This window comes from Pseudomonas sp. PME37.24/025, assembly GCF_055556615.1.
The window spans coordinates 80,415-105,528 of the sequence record NZ_JBVHNK010000013.1 but is presented as its reverse complement, the minus strand read 5'-3'; the positions used below and the strand labels follow the sequence as shown (position 1 = coordinate 105,528).

At 59.7% G+C, this 25,114-nt stretch carries 18 protein-coding genes; 5 read left to right on the top strand and 13 right to left on the bottom strand.

Annotated features, from left to right (window positions below; genetic code table 11):
- Positions 1–78: 78 nt before the first annotated feature.
- The gene (locus tag ACZ3HH_RS23205) at positions 79–1,437 is read left to right on the top strand and encodes an erythromycin esterase family protein (RefSeq protein ID WP_465808023.1); all 1,359 of its coding nucleotides are present in this window, start codon (positions 79–81) and stop codon (positions 1,435–1,437) included.
- A gap of 226 nt (positions 1,438–1,663) precedes the next feature.
- Here ACZ3HH_RS23205 and ACZ3HH_RS23200 read toward each other — a convergent pair whose 3' ends face one another.
- Positions 1,664–2,032 carry a VOC family protein gene (locus tag ACZ3HH_RS23200; RefSeq protein WP_465808021.1) on the bottom strand — a complete coding sequence of 123 codons (369 nt, stop codon included), beginning with the start codon at positions 2,030–2,032 and terminating at the stop codon, positions 1,664–1,666.
- A 179-nt stretch (positions 2,033–2,211) separates the two neighbouring features.
- Between ACZ3HH_RS23200 and ACZ3HH_RS23195 the strand changes: the two genes are divergently transcribed.
- Entirely contained in the window at positions 2,212–2,745 is a 534-nt protein-coding gene (locus tag ACZ3HH_RS23195) for a DUF4174 domain-containing protein (protein ID WP_465808185.1), read from the top strand.
- A 150-nt stretch (positions 2,746–2,895) separates the two neighbouring features.
- Here ACZ3HH_RS23195 and ampC read toward each other — a convergent pair whose 3' ends face one another.
- The gene (gene ampC / locus ACZ3HH_RS23190; RefSeq protein ID WP_465808019.1) at positions 2,896–4,065 is read right to left on the bottom strand and encodes a class C beta-lactamase; all 1,170 of its coding nucleotides are present in this window, start codon (positions 4,063–4,065) and stop codon (positions 2,896–2,898) included.
- Between the two features lie 155 nt (positions 4,066–4,220).
- Between ampC and ACZ3HH_RS23185 the strand changes: the two genes are divergently transcribed.
- A complete protein-coding gene (locus ACZ3HH_RS23185) occupies positions 4,221–5,093 on the top strand; it encodes a LysR family transcriptional regulator (protein ID WP_465808017.1) in 873 nt (290 codons plus the stop codon).
- A gap of 197 nt (positions 5,094–5,290) precedes the next feature.
- Here ACZ3HH_RS23185 and gudD read toward each other — a convergent pair whose 3' ends face one another.
- Positions 5,291–6,634: a glucarate dehydratase gene (gene gudD, locus ACZ3HH_RS23180; RefSeq protein WP_465808015.1), complete on the bottom strand. Its 1,344-nt coding sequence runs from the start codon at positions 6,632–6,634 to the stop codon at positions 5,291–5,293.
- Between the two features lie 36 nt (positions 6,635–6,670).
- Positions 6,671–8,017, bottom strand: coding sequence for an MFS transporter (locus ACZ3HH_RS23175; RefSeq protein WP_305446236.1), 1,347 nt, complete (start codon positions 8,015–8,017; stop codon positions 6,671–6,673).
- Positions 8,018–8,383: 366 nt separating this feature from the next.
- Between ACZ3HH_RS23175 and ACZ3HH_RS23170 the strand changes: the two genes are divergently transcribed.
- Positions 8,384–9,097, top strand: a complete 714-nt coding sequence (locus tag ACZ3HH_RS23170) for a FadR/GntR family transcriptional regulator (RefSeq protein ID WP_465808012.1) — start codon at positions 8,384–8,386, stop codon at positions 9,095–9,097.
- Between the two features lie 497 nt (positions 9,098–9,594).
- On the opposite strand, the gene ACZ3HH_RS23165 is transcribed toward ACZ3HH_RS23170, so the two are convergent.
- Genes ACZ3HH_RS23165 through bcsQ form a run of 9 tightly spaced genes read right to left on the bottom strand, consistent with a single transcriptional unit; the run spans position 9,595 to position 24,309 of the window.
- Complete coding sequence (locus ACZ3HH_RS23165) at positions 9,595–10,749, bottom strand: alginate O-acetyltransferase AlgX-related protein (RefSeq protein WP_465808183.1); 1,155 nt, start codon at positions 10,747–10,749, stop codon at positions 9,595–9,597.
- Positions 10,749–12,158, bottom strand: coding sequence for an MBOAT family O-acyltransferase (locus tag ACZ3HH_RS23160; protein ID WP_465808010.1), 1,410 nt, complete (start codon positions 12,156–12,158; stop codon positions 10,749–10,751). The genes ACZ3HH_RS23165 and ACZ3HH_RS23160 overlap by 1 nt, the downstream gene beginning before the upstream one ends.
- Before the next feature lie 17 nt (positions 12,159–12,175).
- Positions 12,176–12,850, bottom strand: a complete 675-nt coding sequence (locus ACZ3HH_RS23155; protein ID WP_465808009.1) for an alginate O-acetyltransferase AlgF — start codon at positions 12,848–12,850, stop codon at positions 12,176–12,178.
- Complete coding sequence (locus ACZ3HH_RS23150; RefSeq protein ID WP_465808007.1) at positions 12,847–13,515, bottom strand: SGNH/GDSL hydrolase family protein; 669 nt, start codon at positions 13,513–13,515, stop codon at positions 12,847–12,849. The genes ACZ3HH_RS23155 and ACZ3HH_RS23150 overlap by 4 nt, the downstream gene beginning before the upstream one ends.
- A 17-nt stretch (positions 13,516–13,532) precedes the next feature.
- Positions 13,533–17,396: a cellulose biosynthesis protein BcsC gene (locus tag ACZ3HH_RS23145; RefSeq protein WP_465808005.1), complete on the bottom strand. Its 3,864-nt coding sequence runs from the start codon at positions 17,394–17,396 to the stop codon at positions 13,533–13,535.
- The gene (bcsZ, locus tag ACZ3HH_RS23140) at positions 17,372–18,613 is read right to left on the bottom strand and encodes a cellulose synthase complex periplasmic endoglucanase BcsZ (RefSeq protein WP_465808003.1); all 1,242 of its coding nucleotides are present in this window, start codon (positions 18,611–18,613) and stop codon (positions 17,372–17,374) included. Before bcsZ ends, ACZ3HH_RS23145 begins: the two co-directional genes overlap by 25 nt.
- Positions 18,614–18,620: 7 nt before the next feature.
- A complete protein-coding gene (bcsB, locus tag ACZ3HH_RS23135; RefSeq protein ID WP_465808181.1) occupies positions 18,621–20,912 on the bottom strand; it encodes a cellulose biosynthesis cyclic di-GMP-binding regulatory protein BcsB in 2,292 nt (763 codons plus the stop codon).
- 8 nt (positions 20,913–20,920) lie between these two features.
- Positions 20,921–23,152, bottom strand: coding sequence for a UDP-forming cellulose synthase catalytic subunit (gene bcsA / locus ACZ3HH_RS23130; RefSeq protein WP_465808001.1), 2,232 nt, complete (start codon positions 23,150–23,152; stop codon positions 20,921–20,923).
- Positions 23,149–24,309: a cellulose biosynthesis protein BcsQ gene (gene bcsQ / locus ACZ3HH_RS23125; protein ID WP_465807999.1), complete on the bottom strand. Its 1,161-nt coding sequence runs from the start codon at positions 24,307–24,309 to the stop codon at positions 23,149–23,151. Before bcsQ ends, bcsA begins: the two co-directional genes overlap by 4 nt.
- A 301-nt stretch (positions 24,310–24,610) precedes the next feature.
- On the opposite strand from bcsQ, the gene ACZ3HH_RS23120 reads away from it, so the two are divergent.
- Entirely contained in the window at positions 24,611–24,961 is a 351-nt protein-coding gene (locus ACZ3HH_RS23120) for a hypothetical protein (protein ID WP_465807997.1), read from the top strand.
- The last annotated feature ends 153 nt before the right edge of the window (positions 24,962–25,114 follow it).

Here is a 25,114-nt window from a genome sequence, read left to right as displayed (position 1 = left end):
ATCATTGAATTTAGCTGAATCATGCTCTCGCTGGCGTAGTCAAAACTATGACCACGTGCAGATGAGGTCATGACGTCCATGAACAGCCCCGTAAGCGGTCTTCTGCGACGGTTCCGCCGCTCCCGCGGCGAGCCACCCGGCAATGCAGCCGAAGTGCTACGCCGACATGTCGAACCGTTGCCTGAACTCGACTCACCTGAATTCGGCGAACGGTTCGACCGCTTTGGCGATGCCAGCGTAGTGCTGATCGGTGAAGCCAGCCACGGCACCCAGGACTTCTACCAGGCCCGAGCGGCGATCACTCGCCGCCTGATCGAGCAGCACGGCTTCGGCATCGTTGCGGTAGAAGCCGACTGGCCCGATGCCGGCCAGATCGACCGATGCGTCCGCGAACTGGGCCGCTCCGCCTGGAAAAAACAGGCCTTCGCCCGATTCCCCACCTGGATGTGGCGCAACACGGCCGTGCAGACTTTTACCCGCTGGCTGCACCACCATAATCGCGGGCTGACGCCTTCGCTGCGTGTGGAGTTTCGGGGGCTGGATGTTTACAGCATGCGTCACTCCATCGACGAAGTACTGGGCTATCTCGATAAGACCGACCCGCAGCTGGCGAAGGAGGCCCGCCATCGCTACAGCTGCCTGACGCCGTGGCACGACGACCCGGCGCTGTACGGTCATTTCGTCGAGCGGGGCAACATGGCCACGTGCGAGGATGTGGTGGTCGAGCAATTGAATGTGCTGCTGGGCGAACGGCTCGATCCGGTGGTCGCCGACGACGAAGCGTTTTTCAACGCCACCCAAAACGCCCGCGTCGTGCGGGCCGCCGAGCAGTATTACCGCGCCATGTACCGCGGTTCGACCGCCTCGTGGAACCTGCGTGACCTGCACATGTTCGATACCTTGCAGACCCTGATGGAGCATCGTGGGGCCGGCGCCAAAGCGGTGGTGTGGGCGCATAACTCACACATCGGCAACGCCGCCGCCACGCAAATGGGTTGGGAGGGACAGTTCAACATCGGCCAGTTGTGCCGCACGGCCTACGGCTCACAAGCGGTGCTGATCGGCATGGGCACCGACCACGGCACCGTCGCTGCCGCCGATGACTGGGATGAGCCGATGCAGGTCAAACAGGTAAACCCGGCATTGGCCGACAGCTGGGAACAACTGTTCCTCAAGGCCGGCGTCCCCGCAGCACTGCTGGACTGGCGGACGTCACCGAGCGAGGAATTGCTGGACGTGCTGGCCGAGCCATTACTTGAGCGCGCCATTGGCGTCATCTATCGACCCAGGACCGAGCGCCAGAGCCATTACTTTCAGGCAGTGCTGGCGGAGCAGTTCGACGCTTTCGTCTGGATCGAAAAGACCCATGCGGTCTCACCGTTGCCGGCGCCTGAATACATGGAACACGAGGACGACACCTTTCCGTTCGGTATATGACCCGCTAATCACGGCAATGCTGTTCACTTAAGAGTCTTGAGTCAGTGAGTAACCTGTGGCGAGGGAGCTTGCTCCCGCTTGAGTGCGTAGCACTCACCAAATCGGCGATTGTTATCAGATTTTTGGGGCCGCTACGCAGCCCAACGCGAGCAAGCTCGCTCGCCACAAAGGTAGGTATGACTGAGAGTAGCGCTTAAGTGAACAACATTGCGCCAGTGACGGGTATCTATTCCCGGGTAAAAATCTCCAGCAGATGCCCGTCCGGGTCATCGAAATACACTCTTCGGCCCCCGCCGTAATCATTGATCTCGTTCGGCCTCTGCTTGCCTGGATCGGCCCACCAGGGCTGCTTGCGCGCTTGCAGGCGAGCGAAGGCCGCATCGAAGTCTTCGTCGCCGATCAGAAACGCATAGTGTTGGGAGGCAATCGGCGGGTCGTTGTTGTAGAAGTCCAGCGACACACCGTTATCGAATTTGACGATCAGCATCGGTCCGAACGGCTCCGGATCGGGCAGGCCGAGGAGGTCGGTCAGGTAGCGGGCCGAAACCTGTTTTTCAAGGCACCAGACGATGGTGTGGTTCAGCTGAGCGCTCATGGAAAATCCTCACGGCGAATCAGGTCGTGCGTGTTGTGTCATGAGATTAGCTCAGGCTGTTGCGCAATGACCGCCCTGACCTAAGCTTGGGGCAAGGCGAATCACAATTGCGGTGCGTCACCCGGAACGTTCGCCGCGATGCGCAATCATTAGAGCGTGGATATCAAAAGGAGATGCGCATGCTCATCAGGTCTTTGACCCTGGCTACTCTGCTGGCTTTCGTCGGTCCCCTGTTCGCCGCCGATGACGATTCCCCTCTGGTTAACGACGTGGGCAGGGCCCGTCCCCTGATTGTCATCGCGCCCAGTTCGGTCGATCCCACCTGGGTCAGCCTGAAAAAATCCCTGGATGAACCCGCCAGCCGCAAAGGCTTCACCGAGCGAAACATGGTGCTGTACACCGTGATCAATACGATGGGCCAGCGCGACGGCAAAGACCTCGACCCGCAAACGACGATGGCGTTGATCCGCTCGCTCAAGCTGGGCGCCGGGGCGAAGAGCAAAATCATCCTGGTTGGCAAGGACGGCGAAAAGAAGCTTGAAAAGGATGTGGTCGAGCTGAAAGAGATTTTCAGCACCATCGACGAGCTGCCAGCCGCTGAAAAGGAAGCAACGGTCCCGGTTCCAGCGCCGGTGGCTGAAGTTGCACCGGTTAAAGGTGCAAAAGGCAAACCGGCGAAACCCGCCAAACCGCCTGAAATGCCGGATGATTGAATTTTCGCTGGTCAGTTAAGAAATTTGAGCGACGAAAATCCTGTGGGAGCGTCTTGACCATTTTTCGTGTATCCCCCGAACGTCCGTAGCCGCTGCCGAGCCCGCGAGGCTGCGTTCGGTAGCTGCTACGGGGCTGCGTCACTCTCTCGGCTATTTGTCCAGTGCACTCAGAATTTCATGGGCGATTTTGACTCGCTCGGGGTTTGGGTAGTTTTTGTTGGCCAGGATCACGATGCCGATGTCCTTTGCCGGGACAAAGGCTACATAGGCGCCGAATCCGCTGGTTGAGCCGGTTTTGTTGATCAACACATTGTCGCGTTGAGGTTGCGGAGGATTCAGCGGTTGGACTTCATGAGCCTCCATCGCCATCTGCGATGAGTTGCCTGCCAGCAATGTATCGAGCGTTACCGGGTAATTGTAGAACTCCCAGCCCAACCCTTGAGTCGTGTCGCCCACTGTGTAGTAGCCGGTGTGCGTGATGGCGATGGCTTGCTGCAAGGGCTTTTCCAGCGAAGCGGGATTCATGTTCGCCTCAACATAGCGAAGCAGGTCCGAGGCGCTGGTTTTCACGCCATATGCTTCGGAACCCAATGCGCCCGGCCCGACCCGCACAGGCTGGTCGTCTTTGTTGTAACCCCAAGCGTAAAGCGCCATCTGATCCTGCGGCACCTTGAGGTAGCTGTGCTTGAGGCCGAGTTTCGGCAACAAGGTTTTTTCCATCAGCTCATCGAACGGCGCACCCATGCTGTGGGCTGCCAGATAGCCGAACAACCCCAGGCTGGGGTTTGAATACTGGCGATGAGTGCCGGCGGCGTAGGTCGGTTTCCACTGCTTGAAGTAGCCGAGCATTTTGTCCTGATGATCGGCATCACCGGGGAACTGCAGTGGCAGGCCGCCGGCGGTGTAGGTGCCGAGTTGCAGTACGCTGATGCTATCGAACGCGCTGCGATGCAATGCTGGCAGAACAGCGCTGGCAGTGTCGGTCAGGGAAAGTTTGCCAGTGGCTTGAGCATAGGCTGCCAGTGTTGCGGTGAAGGTTTTGCTCACCGAACCGATCTCGAACAGGGTGTCGTTTGCGACCGGGCGCCCGGTTTCTTTCGACGCCACGCCATAGTTAAAATAATGCTTCTTTCCGTTGACCGTTATGGCCACGGCCATGCCGGGAATACCCTCGGCTTTCAGGACAGGCCGCACAGCGTCGTTAACAATCGTCTCGATGGACTGATCTGTCTGGGTCGCGGCAACACAATGGCTTGCGCCAAATACCGCGATGCAGGCCGCAAGAATCTTCAATCTGGCAATACTTTTTTTGTGTGTCATTGTTTCGGTTCCATGATTTTACGGGGTGCTAACCGCTACACTCCGAGCGGTTTTTTAGCCGGTCCGATGCTGGGCGAGCCAAATCTATGCAGTTTGGCGAAGACCGACAAACGACGATATCTTGGATTAGTCATTAGAAAAATTTGTGAGTGGACATGATCCGACCGCAGTTACCCCTGAATGCACTACGCGCTTTCGAAGCCTCGGCACGCCATTTGAGTTTCACCCGGGCGGCGGTGGAGCTGTGCGTCACACAGGCGGCGGTGAGTCATCAAGTCAAAATCCTTGAAGCTCAGCTTAACGTGACGTTGTTCAAACGCCTGCCCCGAGGCCTGATGCTGACCAGCGAAGGTGAAACGCTGTTGCCGGTATTGCGCGACTCCTTCGACCGAATTGCCGAGACCCTGGAGCGTTTCGAGGGCGGGCATTTTCGCGAGGTGTTGACGGTAGGGGCCGTGGGCACGTTTGCAGTCGGCTGGCTGCTACCGCGGCTGGCGGATTTTCAGTCGAAACATCCGCTCATAGATTTGCGCCTGTCGACCAACAATAACCGGGTGGACGTGGCTGCCGAAGGCCTGGATTACGCGATTCGATTTGGTGCGGGGGCGTGGCATGGGATCGAAGCGGTACGGTTGATCGAGGCGCCGCTGTCGGTGCTTTGCGTTCCCGAGATTGCGCGACAATTGCACACACCGGCCGATCTGTTGCAGCAAACGTTGTTGCGCTCCTATCGCACGGACGAATGGCCTGAGTGGTTTCAGGCGACCGGTCTTTCGGCCCATGCCGCACCGCCCCGGAGCATCGTCTTCGACTCATCGCTGGCGATGATGGAAGCGGCGCTGCAAGGGGCAGGCGTTGCATTGGCACCGCCGCGGATGTTTGCCCGGCAACTGGCGGCGGGCGTAATCGAGCAACCGTTTGCCATCGGGATCACCACCGGCAGCTACTGGCTGACCCGCTTGCAGTCGCGCCCTGAAACCTCCGCGATGGCCGCGTTCAAGGACTGGTTGCTGCAAGCTTCGCTTTAATACAAAACCCTGTGGGAGAGGGTTTGTGTGGCGAGGGGGCTTGCCCCCGTTCGACTGCGAAGCAGTCGCAAAAGTAGCCAATCTGTTCTGTCAGACGAAACCCGGTGATGGTATTGGGAGTGCTGCGCACTCCGACGGGGGCAAGCCCCCTCGCCACACAAGCCCGCTCCCACAGGTATTGCGGTGCTTCCAGAGGTTTAGCGCACCAGACACGGCCGCTTGTTATCGAATTTCCACCCCGGAATCAGAGACTGCATCGCCACGCTGTCATCGCGCGCGCCCAGCCCCATGCCTTTGTACAACTCATGAGCCTTGGCCAGTTGATCGATGTCCAGCTCAACCCCCAGGCCAGGTTTTTTCGGCACCTGCACGCAGCCGTCGACGATTTGCAGCGGCGCTTTGGTCAGGCGTTGGCCGTCCTGCCAGATCCAATGGGTGTCGATGGCGGTGATTTCACCCGGCGCAGCGGCGGCGACGTGGGTGAACATGGCCAGGGAAATATCGAAGTGGTTGTTGGAATGCGAGCCCCAGGTCAGGCCCCATTCGTGGCACATCTGTGCCACCCGGACCGAGCCCTGCATGGTCCAGAAATGCGGGTCGGCCAAAGGAATGTCCACCGATTGCAGCTGAATCGCGTGGCCCATTTCCCGCCAGTCGGTGGCGATCATGTTGGTCGCGGTTTTCAGGCCAGTGGCCCGACGGAACTCGGCCATGACTTCCCGGCCCGAATAACCGTTTTCCGCACCGCAAGGATCTTCGGCGTAAGCCAGAACGTGATGCTGATCCCGGCACAGGCGGATCGCTTCTTTCAGCGACCAGGCGCCATTCGGATCAAGGGTGATGCGCGCATTGGGAAAACGTTCGGCAAGGGCGGTGACCGCTTCGATTTCCTCGTCGCCACTCAACACGCCGCCCTTGAGTTTGAAGTCCTTGAAGCCATAGCGGGCGTGGGCGGCTTCCGCCAGGCGCACCACGGCTTCGGCGTTCATGGCTTTTTCGTGACGCACACGGAACCAGTCGTTGTCGGCGTCCGGTTCGCTGCGGTAGGCCAGATCGGTTTCGTTGCGATCACCGACATAAAACAGATAACCGAGCATCTTCACTTCATCGCGCTGCTGGCCTTCGCCGAGCAGGGCCGCGACTGGCACATCCAGGTGCTGACCGAGCAAGTCGAGCAGGGCGGCTTCCAGGCCGGTGAGCGCGTGAATGGTGATGCGCAGGTCGAAGGTCTGCAGGCCGCGACCGCCGGCATCGCGATCGGCAAAGGTCTGGCGCACCTGATTGAGAATCTTCTGGTAAGTGCCGATCGGGCTGCCGACCACCAATGTGCGCGCGTCTTCCAGCGTCTGGCGAATACGCTCGCCACCCGGCACTTCGCCGACGCCAGTGTGACCGGCGTTGTCCTTGAGGATCACGATATTGCGGGTGAAAAACGGGCCGTGGGCGCCGCTCAGGTTGAGCAGCATGCCATCGTGGCCGGCCACCGGCACAACCTGCATGCTGGTGATGATCGGGGCTTTTGCGGTTTCTTGTGGGTTCATTTTTTTGTCCTTTAAACCGTGCTCTTACATGAGTGTTCAGGCGTGATTAGGTGCTGGTTTGCCCGGGGCAACCACAGGTGCGGGTTTCGGTTTATTACGCGCGGCGAAGACGATGATTGCCGCGATGATCGAGGTAGCGGCCAGGCCGTACAGCCCGCCCTGAATCGACCCGGTGTGTTCTTCAAGCAGGCCGAAGGTGGTCGGCGCAACGAAGCCACCGAGGTTGCCTACCGAGTTGATCAGTGCGATCACGCCAGCCGCGATCCGTGCATCCAGGTACGCCTGGGGAATCGGCCAGAACAACGACGAGGCGGACTTGAAACCCAGCGCAGCGAAGCAAATGGCGACAAAGGCGAAGATCGGCCCGCCGGTGGTGGACATGAACATCCCGGCCGCAGCGATCAGCAGTGCAGCAGCGACCCAGGCTTGCTGATGCTTCCATTTGGCCGACAACGTGGCGAAGGCGTACATGCCGACGATCGACAGCAACCACGGAATCGAGTTGAACAACCCGACCTGAATGTCGCTCAGATCGCCCATCTTCTTGATGATGCTCGGCAGCCAGAAGGTCGCGGCGTAGATGGTCAACTGGATGAAGAAATAGATCAGGCAGAACAGGATGATCTGGCGATCCTTGAGCAGTGTGCCCAGCGACGGCTTGATCGGCGTCGCGGCTTCGCGGGCCAGTTGTTCGTCATCGATGGCTTTGACCAGTGCGTCCTGCTCGGGACGGGTCAACCATTTGGCGTCGTGGGGTTTGGAGTCCAGCCAGAACCAGACGAACACGCACAGGCCGACCGAGAACATTCCTTCAATGAAGTACATCCACTGCCAGCCGTGCATGCCCAAACCGCTGATTTGCAGCAACAACCCGGACAATGGACCGGAAATCAGCGACGCGATGGCCGAACCGCTGAGGAAGATCGCAATCGCCTTGCCGCGCTCCACACCGGGCAACCAGCGAGTGAAGTAATAAATCACCCCGGGGAAGAAACCGGCTTCGGCCACGCCCAGTAGAAATCGCAGGATGTAAAAGTGGGTTTCGTTCTGGATGAACGCCATGCAGGCGGCCACCAGACCCCAGGTCAGCATGATGCGGGTCAGCCAGATTCGCGCGCCGACTTTTTGCAGGAGGATGTTGGAGGGGACTTCGAACAGCGCATAACCGATGAAGAACAGACCGGCACCGAGGCCGTAGGCGGCAGCGCCAATCCCTAAGTCATGTTCCATATGGGCGCGGACGAAGCCGATGTTCACACGGTCGATGTAATTGACGATGAACATGATCACGAACAGCGGCAGGACGTGGCGTTTCACTTTCGAGATGGCGGACTTCAGGACCGAATCGGCGCCATCGTTCATCCCGGATATGGATGTATTCACTTCTTTTTCTCCCACTCGTTATTTTTATGCGGGGTATTGCTGGGTGTTGCGTTGTTGATAGACATCATACAACTAGGTTTTTTTGTCCTACAAGTGCTGTCTCTCAACAAAATGGTGCTAGGCAGGAGGGTTTTTATTCTTTTTTCGGTTGTATGTGGCGTATTTGTTGGGCTGTGTCATGGTCTGCTCATTCGAAAATTTTTCGCATCTCACGATGCGACGCTTGAATCCGATAGCTTCAATCGTCTTTTTCAGCGTTCTTATTGAGTGTTGTCATACAAGTTGGGCGGCGCTTTGTGGAGATTCCAGTCACCGAGAAGCGAACGCAGTGCTACGATCCGGATACCCGCTTTACGGATTACCACCATGCAAGAAGACATCGACGCACCCGCCCGCAAGCGTACCCATAACCTGGCCCATGATTTGGTGAGCAAACTGACTCAGGGCATCCTGCTTGGGCAGATGGCGCCGGGGGACAAGCTGCCATCGGAGAACTCGATTGTTCAGGAGCATGGCGTCAGTCGCACGGTGGTGCGCGAGGCAATCTCGAAGTTGCAGGCTTCGGGGTTGGTGGAAACCCGTCACGGCATCGGTACCTTTGTTCTCGAGCGAGCACCGGATCAGGGGCTGCGGCTGAATGTCGATACCGCGCTGGGCGTGCGCAGTATTCTGGAGCTGCGCATGGGCCTGGAAACCCAGGCCGCCGCGCTGGCAGCGATTCGTCGCACAGACCAGCAGTTGGCGCAGATGCGTCAAGCACTGGATGACTATCAAAGCCTGTTGGCCAACAACGACAGTTGTGTCGAGGCGGACAAACGCTTCCATCTGCTGATCGCCGAAGCCACCGGCAATGTGTGCTTCACCGAGATCATGCAACACCTGGGCAGCGCCATGATCCCCCGGACCCGTGTCAATGCCGCCGAGCGCGGGTCGGCGGATTTGAGCAAGCTCGGGCAGCTCGCCAACCTCGAACACGAGGCGATTCTCAACGCCATCAGACGCCAGGACCCAGATGCAGCGCGGGCGGCAATGTGGTTGCACCTGACCAACAGCCGAGACCGCTTTTCGGCTGATCGGTAGCCGCCGTTGGTCTCCTCGATAGCACCCCGTTTGCAGGCTCGTTTCCAACCTGTACGGCCCGGATTCGCTGGACCTCGTCAGTGAGGTGCGTCAAGGCTAACGCTCTAATTCTTCAAGGTGGGACTTGCGATAACGACCCTGTCAGACCCATTCCCGATATGGACGATACGTCGATGGATCACGACGCCCCCCCGGCATGGACCCTTCACGAGACCCGGCCGATACGGACGTTGATCGTCCTGAAGACTGGAGGGACTCCGCTCTGGATGACGACATTCCAGCGCCGGATGAAGAAACGCCATTGTCCGACGTCAGGCGATAAACCCAACCCGACCGATGTGCCGTAATGCTGTTCACTTAAGGCTTGCCTGAATCCTTGTGGCGAGGGAGCTTGCTCCCGCTTGAGTGCGAAGCGCTCACAAAAGAGGGCTGCTGCGCAGCCCAACGGGAGCAAGCTCCCTCGCCACAGAAAAGCACCGCCGTCGGATGCGATTGGCCTACCGCAACGAGCGATAGGCAATGGGGTCGATGTAAGCTGACTGCAGGTCCCGCTCCGGGATCTCCCAGATGATTTGCTTTGGCGGCGTTTCTTTGTATGCCGGGTTGTTGAGGTAGCTGTTTGCCGCGCCGGAGAACGCTCCGCCGTCTTTGGCGAAGTTACCGACGGGGGCGCCCAGTGCCTGCTGCAGAAACCCTGCGAAGTTGGAGTTGCGCGAGAATGAAGTGCCGATGAGCGCGGTGTCGGGGAGGTCGGCATCGCCAAAGAGGTCTGCCTCAGTATCGAGGCTGTCGGCTGACGCAACAGGAAGCTCATGGGTGCTGGTTTGGGCGATCATTTCGGGTGCGGGTTGCCATTTGAGCGGTAGCCAGTCGATGCCCGCCAGATGGACCAGATCGCCAGGTCGCACCGCGAGCGGGGCATGACTTTCGTTGAACGACCTGCGTGGCGTTGCGCTGATGCCCAGGGTTTTCAGGCGCTGTGTGATGGCCTCGGCCGCCGCCTTCGCGCCGGATTCGCTCCAGTGCGTATCGGTGCGCAACCAGGCACTGGCGCCCAGTGGCGTCAGCGCACCGGTGAGGTCCAGATTCGCCACGCCACCCACATCCAGCTTCGAGGTCCAGGCCTGGATGCGCCCTTCGAGAACGGCTGGGCGGTGCAGTGCGCAACGCTGCTCGGAAGCGATGCGGCTCTTGTCTGGAACGATGACCACCAGCAGGCTGATGTCACGTTGGGAGAGTTGCTGCTTCAGATCAATCACAGCCTGGACTTTCGCATCGGCATTGCGCTGTGCTTGATGATTGACCTTGAGCTCATCGGCCAAGAACAACCAGTCAGGACAACCCGAGCGAACCCTCGGCCCGGTGTCTCTGAGCAGCAGCCAACTGACTCCGCGCTCCAGCTCGGCAAAGGTCGTGGGGAGGTAAGCGTTCGACAGTTCCTTGGCAATTCGATGCGTGATATCGCCGTCAAAAATCTGCGAGGTCAGCACTTTATCGGGTAACAGCGAGATCTGCCCTGAAACGATCAGACGGCCTGAGGACAGCAGCCCGACGAACAGGAATATCAGCAGCGCCACGCCTGCCAACCGACTGCTGCGTGTCGCCAGATCATCTGGGTGAGGAGGGGGCGGGGTGTGCTTTAGGCTCGTCATCAGAATTGAAAGTACAGGAAGGGTACGGTTTCGCGACTGGCGATCAACGCGAACGACAGCATTAAACCGGCGATGGGCCAAAGGGCGGCGGTGTGGAAAAAAAGGCCGCCCAGTCGATTCTCACAGTAAGGGCGCAGCAGCGGTGCGATGACACCGAACACACCCAGCAAACCTGCAAGGCCGTGTACCGGGCGCAGGGTCGAGGACAGTTCATCACCGAGGGCGATGCCCTGCAGGCCGAACTGTCCGGCGTACAGGCTCAGCGCGCTATGAAAATCAGGGGCGCGGAACAGTGTCCAGGCCAGGCAGACGAACAACAGTGTCAGCCCATGAGAAAGCACCGGCGGTACCGGGGGCAGGGTAGAGCTGTTCCAGGCACGATTCACACACAATGCAATGCCATGGGCGCTGCCCCACAGCAGATAATTCCAGCTGTCACCGCCGTGCCAGAGGCCGGCGATGGCCATGATCAGGAACAGGTTGCGATACGTTTTCCAGGTGCCGTTGCGATTGCCACCCAGCGAAATATAAAGATAGTCACGTAACCAGCTGGACAACGACAGGTGCCAGCGGCGCCAGAAGTCTTGAATGCTGTTGGCCAGGTACGGACGGTCGAAGTTCTCGGGAAAGTGAAAACCCAGCATCAGTCCCAACCCAATGGCCATGGCACTGTAGCCGGCGAAGTCGAAGAACAGTTGCAGGGAGTAGGCAAGGCAGCCGACCCAGGCGTCGGAGAAGCTGGGGTTCGGCAAACTGAACGCCACATCGACCACCGGCGACAGGGTGTCGGCCACCAGGACCTTCATGCACATCCCGACCATGAATCGGCGTGCGCCCAGCGAGAAATTCTGCAGGTTGAAGTAACGCTGATTCAACTCACGCCGAACCCAGTCATAGCGAATGATGGGGCCGGCGACCGAATGGCCGAACATCGAAATATAGGTGGCGTAATCAATGAAGCTGCGTTCGACCGGCACGGTGCGACGGTGTACATCCACCAGATAGGAAATCGCCTGCAAGACGATAAACGACAGCCCGGCCGGCATGATGACCCGCTGCCAGTCCAGCGGCATGGCGCCATACCAGGTGACGGTATCGATCAACGTGCCAGCGACGATGTTGGCGTACTTGTACCAGCACAGCACCGCCGTGTTGAGCACGATCAGCATCGCGAGTAGCCGCACGCGGCCCTTGCCTTCTTCCCGCCAGGCGTCAATCAGCAAACCGCCAGCCCACGCCGTGATCGTCAGTACCACATGCACTGCGAGAAACCGGGGGCTCAACCAGCCATAGAACAGCCAGCTGCCGATCAGTAGCGTGACGTTGCGCCAGGCGACTGGGCACACTGCATAAGTGCACAAGAACAGCGGCAGGAACAACGTCAGAAACTCGAGAGAGGCAAAAACCATGGGGTGGCGCGATCCGATCAGTGGGCCAGGACGTCAGTCGCAAGCAGCAGGTAAGGGCCATTTGCGCCAGGTAGCAGCACAACGCTGTAACGCTCGCCAGCCTTGAGCTGGCCCAGGTCAAGCGGGGCACCGACGTTGGTTTGAGCGCAGACCAATTGAACCGTCAGGCTGACCGGGTTGATCGCTCGGCGTTGCACACTGCCGTCGGCCACTTCCTTGAACAGATCGGCGTTCTTCCCCGCAGCGCGCAAACCGGCCTGGGTGCATGCTGGATCAGCGCTGATAAACGCCAGCGAGGCTCTCAGGCTATTGAAGTCGTCGGGTTGCTCACGGATGACGACCTGGCGAATACCTTGAGCGCTGTCTGGCAAAGCGATCACGCTGGCGAATTCGCCTGCCGCCACCTGAATGTCCAGCGGCTGGCTTTTGCCGTTGCGTTCCAGGGTGCCCTTGATCGGCTGGTTGGCGGGCACGGGCAGGTAGTCGGACACGGCATTCGAGCCTTCCAGTTTGAGGCTTGCCCGAGAGCCTTCGGCCAGCAGTTGCAACGGTCGGTCGGCGGCGTTGATAAAACGCAGGAAAGCCGAGTCTTGATCCGGGCCCGTCGGGTACAGGGCAATGTCGGCGGCCTGGGCGTGCAGGCTCAGCATCAAGGGCGCGAACAGCGCCCAGCCACATGCGGACCGGATCATTTGCCGGCACCTGCGCTGCTGACGCGCTCGGCGGGCAGTTTGGCCAACGCACCGCCAATTGCAGTGCCCCATGCTTGATAACCGGCGACGGTGAAGTGCTGCCCATCTGTGGTGATCCACTGCCCGGGTTTGGAGAACGTCAGCGAATCGATGTAGGCGCAAGGCGCTACGTTCGCGGCCAAAAACTGCGACATCAACTGGGCGCGGGCATCATTCTTCTGGTACATGCCACCGGCTTTACCCCAGGCCGGGCCTACCCAGGCGCAACGGGTCCCGGTGGCCGCGATGGCCTTGGCCAGGCCGGTGACGCTTTGCCAGGCCCAGGCCTTCGGAAACACCGGCTTGTCATAGGACGCCATGGTGTCGCCGATGACCAGTACCACCAGATCGGGTTTGTCGGCGGCGATCAGGTCCTGGATCGGTGTGGTGGTTGCCTCACGCCCTTTGATCACGATCTTGTCGTTGCCTTTGCGCTCGGCGCCGCAGTCGACCTTTTTGCTGATCAGCCAATCGCCGGCGCTGGCGCCGCAGGCACCGATGGAATGAACCTGGGCGCCTTGGCGAGTCAGGTTGTCGTGCAGCGGCTCCAGCAAATGGTCCGCGAGGCTCATATGGCTCTCCCCAAGAACAAGGAGAGACAGACCGGCAAGGGCAGAAGTGGGCATCGAAAGCTCCAGAATGATCAGTTGGAATAAGGCGAGGTGTACGGGCTGACCGGCAGGCTCATGGGACCGCTGATCTCCTCGAACTGGTAGCGCAAAGACAGGGCACCGCTGAGTTGTTGGTAGTCATGGGCATTGTCCAGGCCCAGGTTGGCGCCCAGCAGGAAGTTCGAAGCGACCTTGTATTCAGCCGCCGCGGCAACGCTGTAGCCGATCCCGGTTTTGTTTTGCCCTTCGTAGCGCAGGCCCGAGGCCGCTTGCAGGGCTTTGTCGTTGGGGAAATAGTCGGCGCTGTCCTGCTCGAAATGCTGCACACCGACCGAGCCCTTGACTTGATACGTCAGGCGTCCGGAGCGTTGTGCCCAGGTCACTGGCACGCCCAGGGCGAAGAATGTCTGCGGGCTGAAATAGCCGCCGTGGCCGTAGGTGAAATAGTCCTGATTGTTGGCGTAGCTGATGCCGGTCATGCTCAGGCCGACGGTCAGCTTGCTGTCCGTTGCATTTTGCAGGTACCAGTACACACCGCTGCCCAGTTCACTGCGGTTGTTGGACTCGACATGGTTGCCCAATAGCTGGTGCCAGGAGGCGTAGCCATAGACGCCGACTTCGTTGTCGTCAAAGCTCAACTGGCCACGCCCGCCGTTAGCGGTCACGCCGCCCCAGGACTGCCCGCTGCGTTTGTCCGTGGTGCCGGCAAACGAGGTGACGCTGTCAGTCACCGGTCGCCGGGAAACGCTCACGCCGTAACGGACATTAGAGGTGTCGCTCACCGGGCGATCAATGCTGATGCCGCCGGTGGCGGTGGTGTACTTGAAGCCGAGCGGGGTGGTGCCGAGATCGGCTTTGAGCCCATCCGCAGGCCGTTGAATAGCGACGGAAAGGCCGACACCCTCGGCTTTTTGCGAACCGACGCTGCCACTCTGCGCACCATTACCGAAACGCGACAGCGCCTCGTCGCTGACACTGCCGGCGTTCAGCGAGACCGGCGTAACGCGCAGGGCGACGCGGCTTTCATCCAGCGGGATATTGATTTCCAGCGGTGTCTCGATATCGGTCAGTTTGCTTAGCCCCGACTCACTGTTGTTGCTGCGAATGCTCACGCCCTGGGTGACGTAGGCACTGCGCTCTTGAAGGATCTTATTCAGCGCCAGTTGCGCGGGGCTAATGTCCTCGCTCACCAGTGCTGCGCGCGGCAGCTGCGACTCGAATGCATTGCTCGCCTGCTGCGGTCTTGGCAGGGCGTCGATGCCAAAAGGGGTGTGAGACCTCACGCTGCCCGGCATCTCCTGAACCGGTGGCGGGATCGCTGCCAGCAAGGTGTCGCGACTGACTTCACTGCGTGGACCCGACACCCCAGCAAAAGGGTTGGGCGCCACCGTCGAACCAGCCAGTTGGCCGCTCTGGCTTCTGCGTTTCTCGCTCTGTTCAATGGCCACTGCTTTGCGCAGCAGATCGGTCGCCGTGCCAGTCTTGCCCATGTTCTGGTAGAGGCGGGCGGCCTCTGTCAACGTTTGAGGGTTGCCGGATTCAGTCTTGAGCAGCTGTTGCAGTGCCTGTTCGGCAAAGGCCGTGTTATGTGCCAACACCGCCGCGTTGGCGGCACCCAACAACAGTTGCGGGTCATTTGGCTGACGTTGTAACAGCGGTTTGTAGAGTTCAAGGGCTTTTGCCGTGTCGCCGTTGGCCGAGTACATCCGCGCCAGGGCCGCGACGGCAGCGCTGTCACCGGGACGTTGCGCCAATGCGGGCGCTAGCGTGTCATAAGCGCTGGCCAGATTGCCTCGTTCACGCAACTGGTCAGCCTGGCGGATGCGATAGAGATAGAGCAGGTCGTCGAAACGCTTGCGAGCCGGCGCGTTCAAGGGCCTGTTCTGAAGGTCGCGCAGAATCTCGTTGACCTGTGCGTCTTCTCCGGTTTTAAGCAGGACAGCGGCGTATTGCAGGATGAAGTCCGCCGAGGGCGCCGTGGTGTTTTGCAACTGGCCGCGCATGAGGGTCAGCGCACGGGTTGGCTCGCCGATGTCGACATACGCCGAGGCCAGGCTCGCCGTGCGATCCAGACTGTTGTTGGCCATCGGTTGAATACGATCGAGCAAGGTCAGGGCTTCCTGGCGCTGTCCGCGTTTGCCCAACTCGATCGCCTGGCTGAGTTGCAGGTTGAGGCTGACATCAGCGGCCAGCGCGTCCATGTCCGGGGTGCGCTGGTCGGGGCGCAAGCGTCCCAACGTTGTCTGGGCGGCTTTCCACTCACCCATCTGCACCGACAGCAAGGCGCTGACGTAAAGCGCATCGGCATTGTCGGGATGGGCCTGAAGCATGGCGTTGATCAGGTCCCGAGCCTTTTGCGGTTCGCCCATCGCCAGGTTCAGGCGGGCCAGGGCGAAACGCGTCCAGACGTTGTCCGGCTCAACGCGCAGCGCGTCTTGCAAGGCGTTGCGCGCAGCGGGGAGGTCGTTGCGTTGTTCGGCGAGGGCGGCCAGTTGCGTCGCGCGCAAGGCTTGCAGGCGTGCGGACTGGCCGATCTTTGCCTGTCCGGTGGCGGGCAGGCTGTTGATCAGTTGCAGGGCTTCATCGTTTTTGCCGCTCTTGAGCAGCACATTGACCAGCCCTTCCAGTGCTTGAGGGTCGTCGCGGCGCAGTTTCAAGATCTGGCGATAGTTGCCCTGCGCGACATCGAACTGGCCCGCGCTGGCCTGAATATCCGCCAGGGCGAGGCGAGCATCCACCCCGTTTGGATTGAGCCGCAGCGCCTGGTTGACCAGGACTTGTGCCTGGGCTGTCTGGCCTTTGGCCTGGGCGTCGCGGGCTTGCTGCAACGCCGACCAGTAGCGCACTTCGTTCAGCGCAACTTGCCAGCGGCTGCCGTCGTTTTGTCGCGTGGCCTGACTCAAGAGCTTTTCCGCTTCGGCCAGCCGGTGTTGCTGCTGGCGAATAACCCCGAGGCCGCCCAGCGCGTCAGCATCATCGGGCCGGGTTTTCAAACGTGCTTGAAAAGCCTGTTCGGCGGTGGCCTGATCGCCTTCCTTGAGCGCCTTCAGGCCGCGCGCGACTTCGGCGGGCGGTTGCCATTCCTTGCTGGCCGTCGTTGCCAGCTGTTGCTTGCCCTTGTTCATCTGCGTCCGGATTTCCACGTCATCCGGATGCGTCTTGAGGTACGCCTCGAACAACGGCACTTGTGCCGGATTGGGCGGACCGATCCAGGTCAGCGCCAGGCGCCAGCTTTCGTCGGCATCACCGGCAATGTCGGCACGCTGGGTCAGCGCGGCCAGGGCGCGGATGCCCTCGGCACGGCTGTCTTCACGGCGGACCAGATGCTTGGCGTAAAACAGCGCGACGATCGAGTCGTTGGGCATCTCGCGTTGCAGGCGCTGAAATCCGCTGCGTGCTTCGGACCAGTCAGCCTGATTGAAGGCAAGGTTGTTGTAGTACTCGCGGCCGATCGTACCTTGGGGTGGACGGCCATCGAACAGCGAGCGAAACACGATGGTCGCCTTGTCACGCTCACCGGCATCGACGAGGCGCCGAGCCTCTTCCAGACGCTGCTGGTTCTGCGGTTGGGCCACGCTGATGTCTTGCGCCAATTGCAGTGCCTGACGAGGCGGTGGCTGGATGGCCTGCAAGCGGGCGAGGTATTGCTGCGCCTGTTGTGGCTTGCCCTGTTGCACGCCGATCAAGCCCAGGCCATACAGTGCGTCAACCTGGGCCGAGTCCAGCAGCAGGACTTTCAGCCAGACTTCCGCAGCGCGTTGAGGGTTGTTGTGCGACTGCCAGTACTGCCCTTGCTCGACGAGTAATGTCTGTGGTGTCGGACTTTGAGCGTGGGCAGCAGCGGCCGTCCATGCGCTCATGACGGCGATGGCTAGCGTGCGGTGGTGCGCGTGCATGCGGTCTCCCAGGAGAGTTTCAGCGTTCCGTCTTCCCGGAATCGGTAATATTTATCTGCCCATCCGAGGGCGAACAGGCTAAGCATGAAGTTGTAGTAACGCGGCGGACCGGCGTCGGCATCAGGCCTGGCCAGTGCCTCGCGCAAGGCGAGTTCCACGCGTCGTCGTTGCTGATCGGCCAACCCGGGTAGCCCCTTGGCCTCAAGGTAGGGAATCAGTGCAGCCCGGAACCCGAACGGGCTCTGACCCTGAACACTGCCGTGGAGAACCTGGACGGTTTCCGGGGGGGAACCCGTCGCGACGGTGCTGCGGGCCATGCCGTCCAGCCGTTTGAGCAGCAGCGCTGCCAGCGGTTCTGAGGTATCACTCATGCCCAGCCAGAGGTACACGCGAATGGCGTCGTAGCTGCCCGTGTCGCCGTGGATCGGGTCGCTTGTGAAGGCACCCGATTGTGCTGAAGTGCCTTGATAAGCGACCCAGTCCGCGACGAAACCGTGGTGGCTTGATTGGCCAATCATCGTCGCGGTGTTGTTGGCAATCGCTTGCCAGGGCCCGGAGGGTGCTTCCTTGGCCAGCCGCCGTAACAGTGGCAGTGGCAGGTAGCTGGGGTTCAGGCGCCAGAGAGCGTCTGGGTGGACGAAGCCCTGTCGTCCAGGCAACACCATCGGGCCCAGCCCGGGGAGCTTGACGACCAATTGCGCTTCAATCGTCGCCATCAGGTGCAGGGCGTCCTGGTGATAGTCCGGTCGATGCCACAGGCGTGCGGCTTCGAGCAGGGCGTAGGCGATCCACAGGTCGGCGTCGGCGGCCGAATTGGCGTCTTGCAGGCGCCACTGACCGTCCGTGCCTTGCCCCCATAACCAGCCGGGCAGGCGTGTGGCAGGGGCCGAGCCTGCGAGGTTGGCTGAGGTCCAGCGCCAGAGTTTGTCAAAGCGTGGCTGATCGTTGCCGATCAGTGCGAAGAGCATGCCGTAGGACTGCCCTTCAGAGGTGCTGTGATTGTTCTCCAGGCTCGATTCCAGAACCCGGCCGTCGTCTTGAACGAAGCGCGTTGCGTAGGTTTGCCACAGTGGCCAGGCCGACACTTCACAGGGGGTTGCGGCCGCTACCGCAGGCGCCAGCAGGGCAAGCGCAAGCACAGCGCTCAACCTGCGCGTGTTACCGCGCAGGCACCGGCGAAATGAAACACCCCGGCTGCTCATGGACGACACAGGCATGCGCGGCTCATTGACCAAGACGACGTTTGGCCCGTAAGCGCAGGGCCAGGTAGGCCATCGAAGCAAGCAGCAGGACCCCGAGGAGGGTGAACAGCATGAGCGCTATTACATTTTGCGAGAGGTACCACTGCAGATAGCGCAATGGGCCCAGGCTCCCGACGTAGTAATCCTGCTCGGCGACCAGCGATTTGACATGCTTGCCCCTGACCACCACCAGACTGCCTTGCAACTCGTGGGCATTTTCTTCGCTGCTGAGCAACGCGTTGGTCACGTCGGACAAACCGCTGGGCCTTGCGCTGGCGATAAACACCACACTGCGCCCACTCTTGAGCGGGGATTCGAATCCAGTCAGATAAGCACTGCCGTCCTCAGCGGTAAACCTGAAGCTGCTGCGAGCTTCACGCAGATTGGTTTTCGTATCCGGGCTGATCCAGTTGCGCAGACGCAAGGGCAGGTCAGACAGTTCCAAGTACTGCACAGCGTTTTCGTCCTTGGCCGGCAGAAGGCTTTGCCACTGCTCCAGCAGCGGCTGATTGTTGCCCGAGGCGAGCACCAGCAAATCCCGGTCGCGTTGCTCGGCCAACTGGTCGGCGTGGACCACCTTCACGCCGGTGGCCGGATAACCGGTAGAGTCGCCGAAGCGCCCCAGCAGGGTCAGGTAGGCGCTCAGATCGGCCGTGCCTGGCTCGTTGGGCAGGATCACCGATGTTTCAGAAAGGTCGGCCATGCGGGTGAACGGGAAGCCACTGTCCTTGAACACTCCGAGGTTGGGCATGGCCATGAAATGTTCGTATTGGCTGAGATCCAGGGTCGAGTCCGGGTCGATCACACCGCGCATGTTGTCGATGATGATGTCGCGGCATTCGCCCTGTTTGATGTAGTCATACATGAAGCGAAATTGCAGGCGCGATTGCAGCGCTACGGAATTGAGCGGCAACAGCATGCGCGACGTACGGGCCAGGCTGTCGTCGGTTTTGAGCATCGCCAGCAGGCTGTCGCTGTTGCCGAGTTTCTCGATCGAGGGCAGATCGATCGACTTGATGAAGGTGTCGTTGAAGTTGACCAGCAATGCGGAATTGGTAGAGACCGGTTGCGGCGTATAGCGGTATTTCAGGTCAAGTTGCGCGCCGGGTTCACGCCAGTTGAACAGGTCGGGTGGCAAGCGCAGCGCAACCGTCATTTGTCCCGGGTTGTAACCCGATACATTGAGCTCTGCGGGCTGCGCCAGTTCACCCAGGCGAACCGGGCGATCGGAGGGCAGCCAGTTAGGCGCGTCGTACGGTCGGCGTGGCTTGAGCGAGTCGATCCGGTCGATCACCACGCTCTGCCCGGAAAAGGCCGAGCCACCGAGGGCCAGCGCTGTCGCGGCGACCTTGAGATCGGCGCCATCGCGCCCGGAGACGATCAACAGTTTGCCCTGAGCATCATTCGGGTTGCTCACGAGTGTCAATGTCGGTCCCGTGGCCTCTTTGATCGGCAAGCCACTCAAGGCCGTTGATTCGCTGCCGCTGACAAACACCACGGCGTTGCCTTTGGCCGGCAGGCCGGTGAGGCTGGCGGGGAAGGCTGCGCCGCGGTAGCTGGCCAGGGCGCCAAACCAGGACGACAGGATACCGGCGGCCTCAAGCTCAGGACCGCCCGGGCGTCCGGCGAACACGAAGGGCAGCTTCAGGGGCGAGGCATCTCGACGATCGAACAAGGGCAGTGGCAGAGCAGACAGGTCGTTGGGCTGTTTAATCGACGACACCTGGAGGCTCAGCTGACTCTCGTTGCCGATCCTGGCCCACAGGCTGGAGTGCAAAGGGTCTTCACATTGCATCGTGTAGTGACCGATGAACTGCAGGCTGAGCCGGTTGAATTCGGTGATGGTCTGCGGCGGAATCTGCACGGTCCGGGTCTGCAGTTTACCGGCCTCTTCCCTGGGCAGGGGCAGGCTGGCGGCCACTTGATCGTTGACCAGCACATTGATCTGCGAAAGATCGGCCAGCAGCGCCGGTGAGTAGCTGTACTGCAGCGTGACCTGCGCAGCCGTGACGACTTCATCGGCGCGCACATCGAAATTCACACTGTCGGTAGCCTCCGCGCCTTTAAGGGTCATCGAATAGCTTTTGCCCAGCTCCTTGAGGGTGCGGGTATAGCTGTTGCTCGGGGCATCGGCCCCGGGCAACGATGCGACCGGCATCATCACCGGCTCTGTGGCGCTGATTTGGGCGGCAGCACTCAATGCCCAGCCGCTCCAGCTCACTAGCGAGCAGGTGATCAGCATGAGTGAGCGACGAGGAAGAAAGGTCCGGCGAATGGAAGGCTTCAAGATCGTTGCGTGTCCGCGGTGGAGTCGATGGGTGATGGAGTGTCCGGGCGTCTGCGCAGCAGCGCCTGGCTGTCCTTTAGGGTTGCAACGAACAAGCGCAGGATGGCGCGAAAGCCAATGCTGCTGACCTCGCGCAACGCCGACATTGGCGCGTCGAGGCGGCCGTTACCCCACGTGTTGGCCCAGGTGTCGGCCCGTGAAAAGGTCAATCGCACCAGCTCACTTTGCTGGCGCAGGGTCAAACCCTCGAATTGCACGCCCGCTACGTTGTCGTTGCTGAAGACCGTATTTGCGGGAAAGAGGCTTGAGGGTGGTGTGCGCAGAATGCACAGTTGCAGCTTCTCATTGACGCTGAGCAGAACCTGCGGTGGCAGTGCCAGGCCCACGCCGTTTTGTGAGAAGTCCCGGGTTATGCAATCGAACCAGGTGCCGTCTTCGCGATAGACGCGCACGGGCAGGTCTGCGGGCACCCTGGGTTCGTTGCGCACCTGAGAGGACTCAGTGGCCACCGCCACAGCGGTGCTGACGATGACGATGTTGTACACGGTCCAGGCCAGGTTGATCAGCAGGGTAGTGGCCTCGGCAGACTCACTCCCGATCAGTTTCACCACGCCGATCGCCAGACCGATCATGTTCAAGGTCAGCAGGACGATATAAGGCCGCGCGAGCTTCCAGTTGAAATAATCCTTTTCAATGGTGCCGCCCTTGTCGGTCACGTTGAATTTGCCCAGCGAAGGGCTGATCAGGGCCAACAGCACCGGTCGCATGATGTACCAGGCCAATACCGACTCATACACTTCGTTCCAGAAGGAATGACGGAAGCGTCCCTGGATGCTGGAGGTGGTCAGGCTGGAATGGAAAATATGCGGCAGTACATAGACCGTGACCATCAACGCCGAGGCATGGAAAATCTGCGCGTCGAAAAACAGGTAGGCCAAGGGTGCGGTCAAGAACACCAGACGGGGCAGGCTGTAGAAAAAGTGCATCATGGCGTTGAGGTAGCAGATGCGCTGCCCCAGGTTCAGTCCTTTGCCAAACAACGGATTGTCGGTCCGAAAAATCTGCGCCATGCCCCGCGCCCAGCGTATGCGCTGGCTGATGTGGCGGGAAAGGCTTTCGGTGGCCAGTCCCGCCGCTTGTGGAACGGCGAGGTAAGCGGTATTGAAACCACGGCGATTGAGCTTGAGTGCCGTATGCGCATCTTCCGTCACGGTTTCGGTGGCGATGCCGCCGACTTCCAGCAAATGAGTCCGCCGGATGACCGCGCAGGAGCCACAGAAGAAGGCCGCGTTCCACAGGTCGTTGCCGTCCTGCACCAGGCCGTAGAACAGCTCACCTTCATTGGGTACCGAGCGAAAGGTATCGAGGTTTTTTTCGAACGGATCGGGTGAATAGAAAAAGTGCGGCGTTTGCAGCAGCGCCAGGTTCGGGTCCTTTAAAAACCAGCCCATGGCGATCTGCAGGAAGGAGCGGGTGGGCACGTGGTCGGCGTCGAATATGGCAATGAACTCGCCATCGGTAACTTTGAGTGCCTCGTTGAGGTTGCCGGCCTTGGCATGTTGATTGTTGTCGCGGGTGATGTAGTTGACACCAATCTGCTCACAGAAAACCTTGAATTCCTCCCGGCGTCCGTCATCGAGCATGTGCACCCGCAGTTTGCCCTCGGGCCAGTCAATGGCCTGAGCAGCGAGTACCACCAGTTTGACGATACCCAATGCTTCGTTATAGGTGGGAATGAAGACGTCTACCGTCGGCCATTCAGCGGGCGGCTGTTGCAGAAACTGCGGTTTGCGGTGCAGCGGCCAGGCGGTCTGTACATAGCCGAAGACCAGGACGAGCAGGGCATACAGTTCGGCCAGCACCAGCCCGTAGCCAAATACGGCATCCTGCCAGTTGTCGAAGTCCAGGGTGTCGGACAGGCGCCAGTACATGTAACGCAACGAAGCGATCAGCGAGAGGGTGATCAGGGTCAGGATCGCCAGACGCCCGGCTTGCTTGCGGATGATCAGGCTGGCGGCAAAACAGACGGCGGCAAACGCGGCCTGGGAATACAGATTCAGCGGCGCAGTGAGGATACCCAGCACCAACAATGCAGCGATCAGCCCGGCTGAGATCTTCAGGCCTTGGCGCCCACGCAGGGGCCATCGACTGACGCGAGCCTGGACAGTATCCAGTAACCCCTGCAACCACCACGTCTTTGCAGGTAGCTGATTCAGCTGGGCGGTCATGGCGTGCCCTGCTGGCTGTTGGCATCCGCGAAAAGCAGGGCATGGACCGCGCCTGACAGCGAAAGAATGTCCTGACAGCCAATGCTCTCAGGTGCGTACTGCAGTGGGTCCCGACCATAGGCCAGCGACTCGTTGAACTGGTGATCGAGACGAATTGACCCGATCAGGTTAGCGCTGAGCCGCCGCAGAAACAGCACGCCCATGTCCCTGCTGAACGAACGTGAGTCATCCCGTTGGTTGAGTACATACCGGTGTCGCTGCGCGCGTCGCCGGCTGGTTTCCAGCCACTGGGTCATAGTGTCCAGTGCCAGGTAGGAAGCCGCGTCGGCCACCGTCATCACCAGCACCAGATCGGCGGCGTCGAGTGCCTGTTGCGAATAGACGGTCGCACCCGAAGGCGTGTCCAGGATCACGGTATCGTTTTCGCTGAGGTTCATTGACGCAAGGTGCTGATTCAACCAGTCAGAATCTTCAAGCATCAACTGCCTGAGCAATCGGCGATCGTTCACCTCGCCAGTGCCGAACGGCAGGCACTCACTGTCGCTAAAGCCCGACAGGCGATGAGCGCCCCAGTCTGCGTCCTGCTCTTTTAGCTGTAGCAGCCCGGGAACCTGCCTGGTGATACCCAAGTGGCTGGACAGCGCGTTCTGAGGGTCCAGATCAATCGCGATGGTTCGCCCGCCAGGGCGCCGAAGTGTTTTTGCGAGGCCTGCCGCGACGGTGCTTTTACCCACCCCGCCGTTCGCCGAAACGATAGCAATGACCTTCGCCCGGGTCCGCTTGCGAGTTGTTTCTGGCAGACCGTCTCGACGAACCTGATTGAGTTCACGCAACAGGTCGCTCAAACGCTGACGGTCACCCGTAGCAGAACTCGCAGGTGGCTCGATCAGGGGAGAGGATTTGGGCGAAGGTAGCGAGAGGACAACATTCTTCACAGGCTCGACCGCCGCGCCAATCAATAAAGAAGGCTGTGGCTCATCCAGCAGAAACACAGGGAACGCTGGGTTTGGGGGAGGCAATGCCACCGTCGGCTCTGGCTCAGCCATCGTAACCGGGTCGTCTTTGAAATCTTTGTAGTTCGGTTGTATTTCCTGGTAACTCTCCGCATTGGCGCCAAAACGTGTAAAGAGTTTTGTAATGTCGTCTACATATTTCATGCGTTGTACCAGGAATTAAATAACTCAGAAACTCAGCATTCAATTAACTTAACAAAGTTTATGCATTGTCTTGTTTGGGTGTTGGCAGAGTGCCATTAATCTAGGGTGTCTGCGTTGGGGTGTCAATGATTGTTATAAAACGTCAGTGAGTCTTGTTAGTGTGTTATTAAAACATTATGTATTAGCAGAAAGTGTGAATGTTAAAATGTGTCCGCTAATGATTGTTCAATAAGGTGTAGTGTGACGGCAGGTAATGGGTGTATTGGTCGAGAGAAATGATTTTCGGCACGATGGAGTGTGAGTGTTGATCGCTTATGATGATTTGATGTTGGGTTATATATTAAAGAAGTTGACTGATGTGTTTGAAGAGATAGTGGCGGTTTCAAAAAATACTTTTTCGGATAAGGCAACGGATGTCGCGGATGTCAGGCAACGTAAAATCGAAAAGAAACTTCCCGTCTGGCTACAGCGCCTGAAAATCAGCACGCCTTATCAAGTGACCCATGTGTTACTGGATCAAATGCACGCAGCGCGGACGCTGAAGCGCGGGTTGCGCTTCGAGGCGCAAGCGGCCTTGCTGGAGGCGCTGGCGGAGGCCGGGCTGGCGATGGACGTGGCGAATTATTCGGCGGCCGTTTTAGAGGGCGTTTGAAATGCTTATTGGATCGCTGAAGGCTATATTTGTTTTTCTATACAGCAAGACGTTTTCGTGGAGGTAAGTTCCATCTGCAGTTTGGCCTGGGTAATGTTTTCGCCAACGTTTTGAGCATGAAGTAGGCGCGATGCCGGGGCGGTCGCACATCCT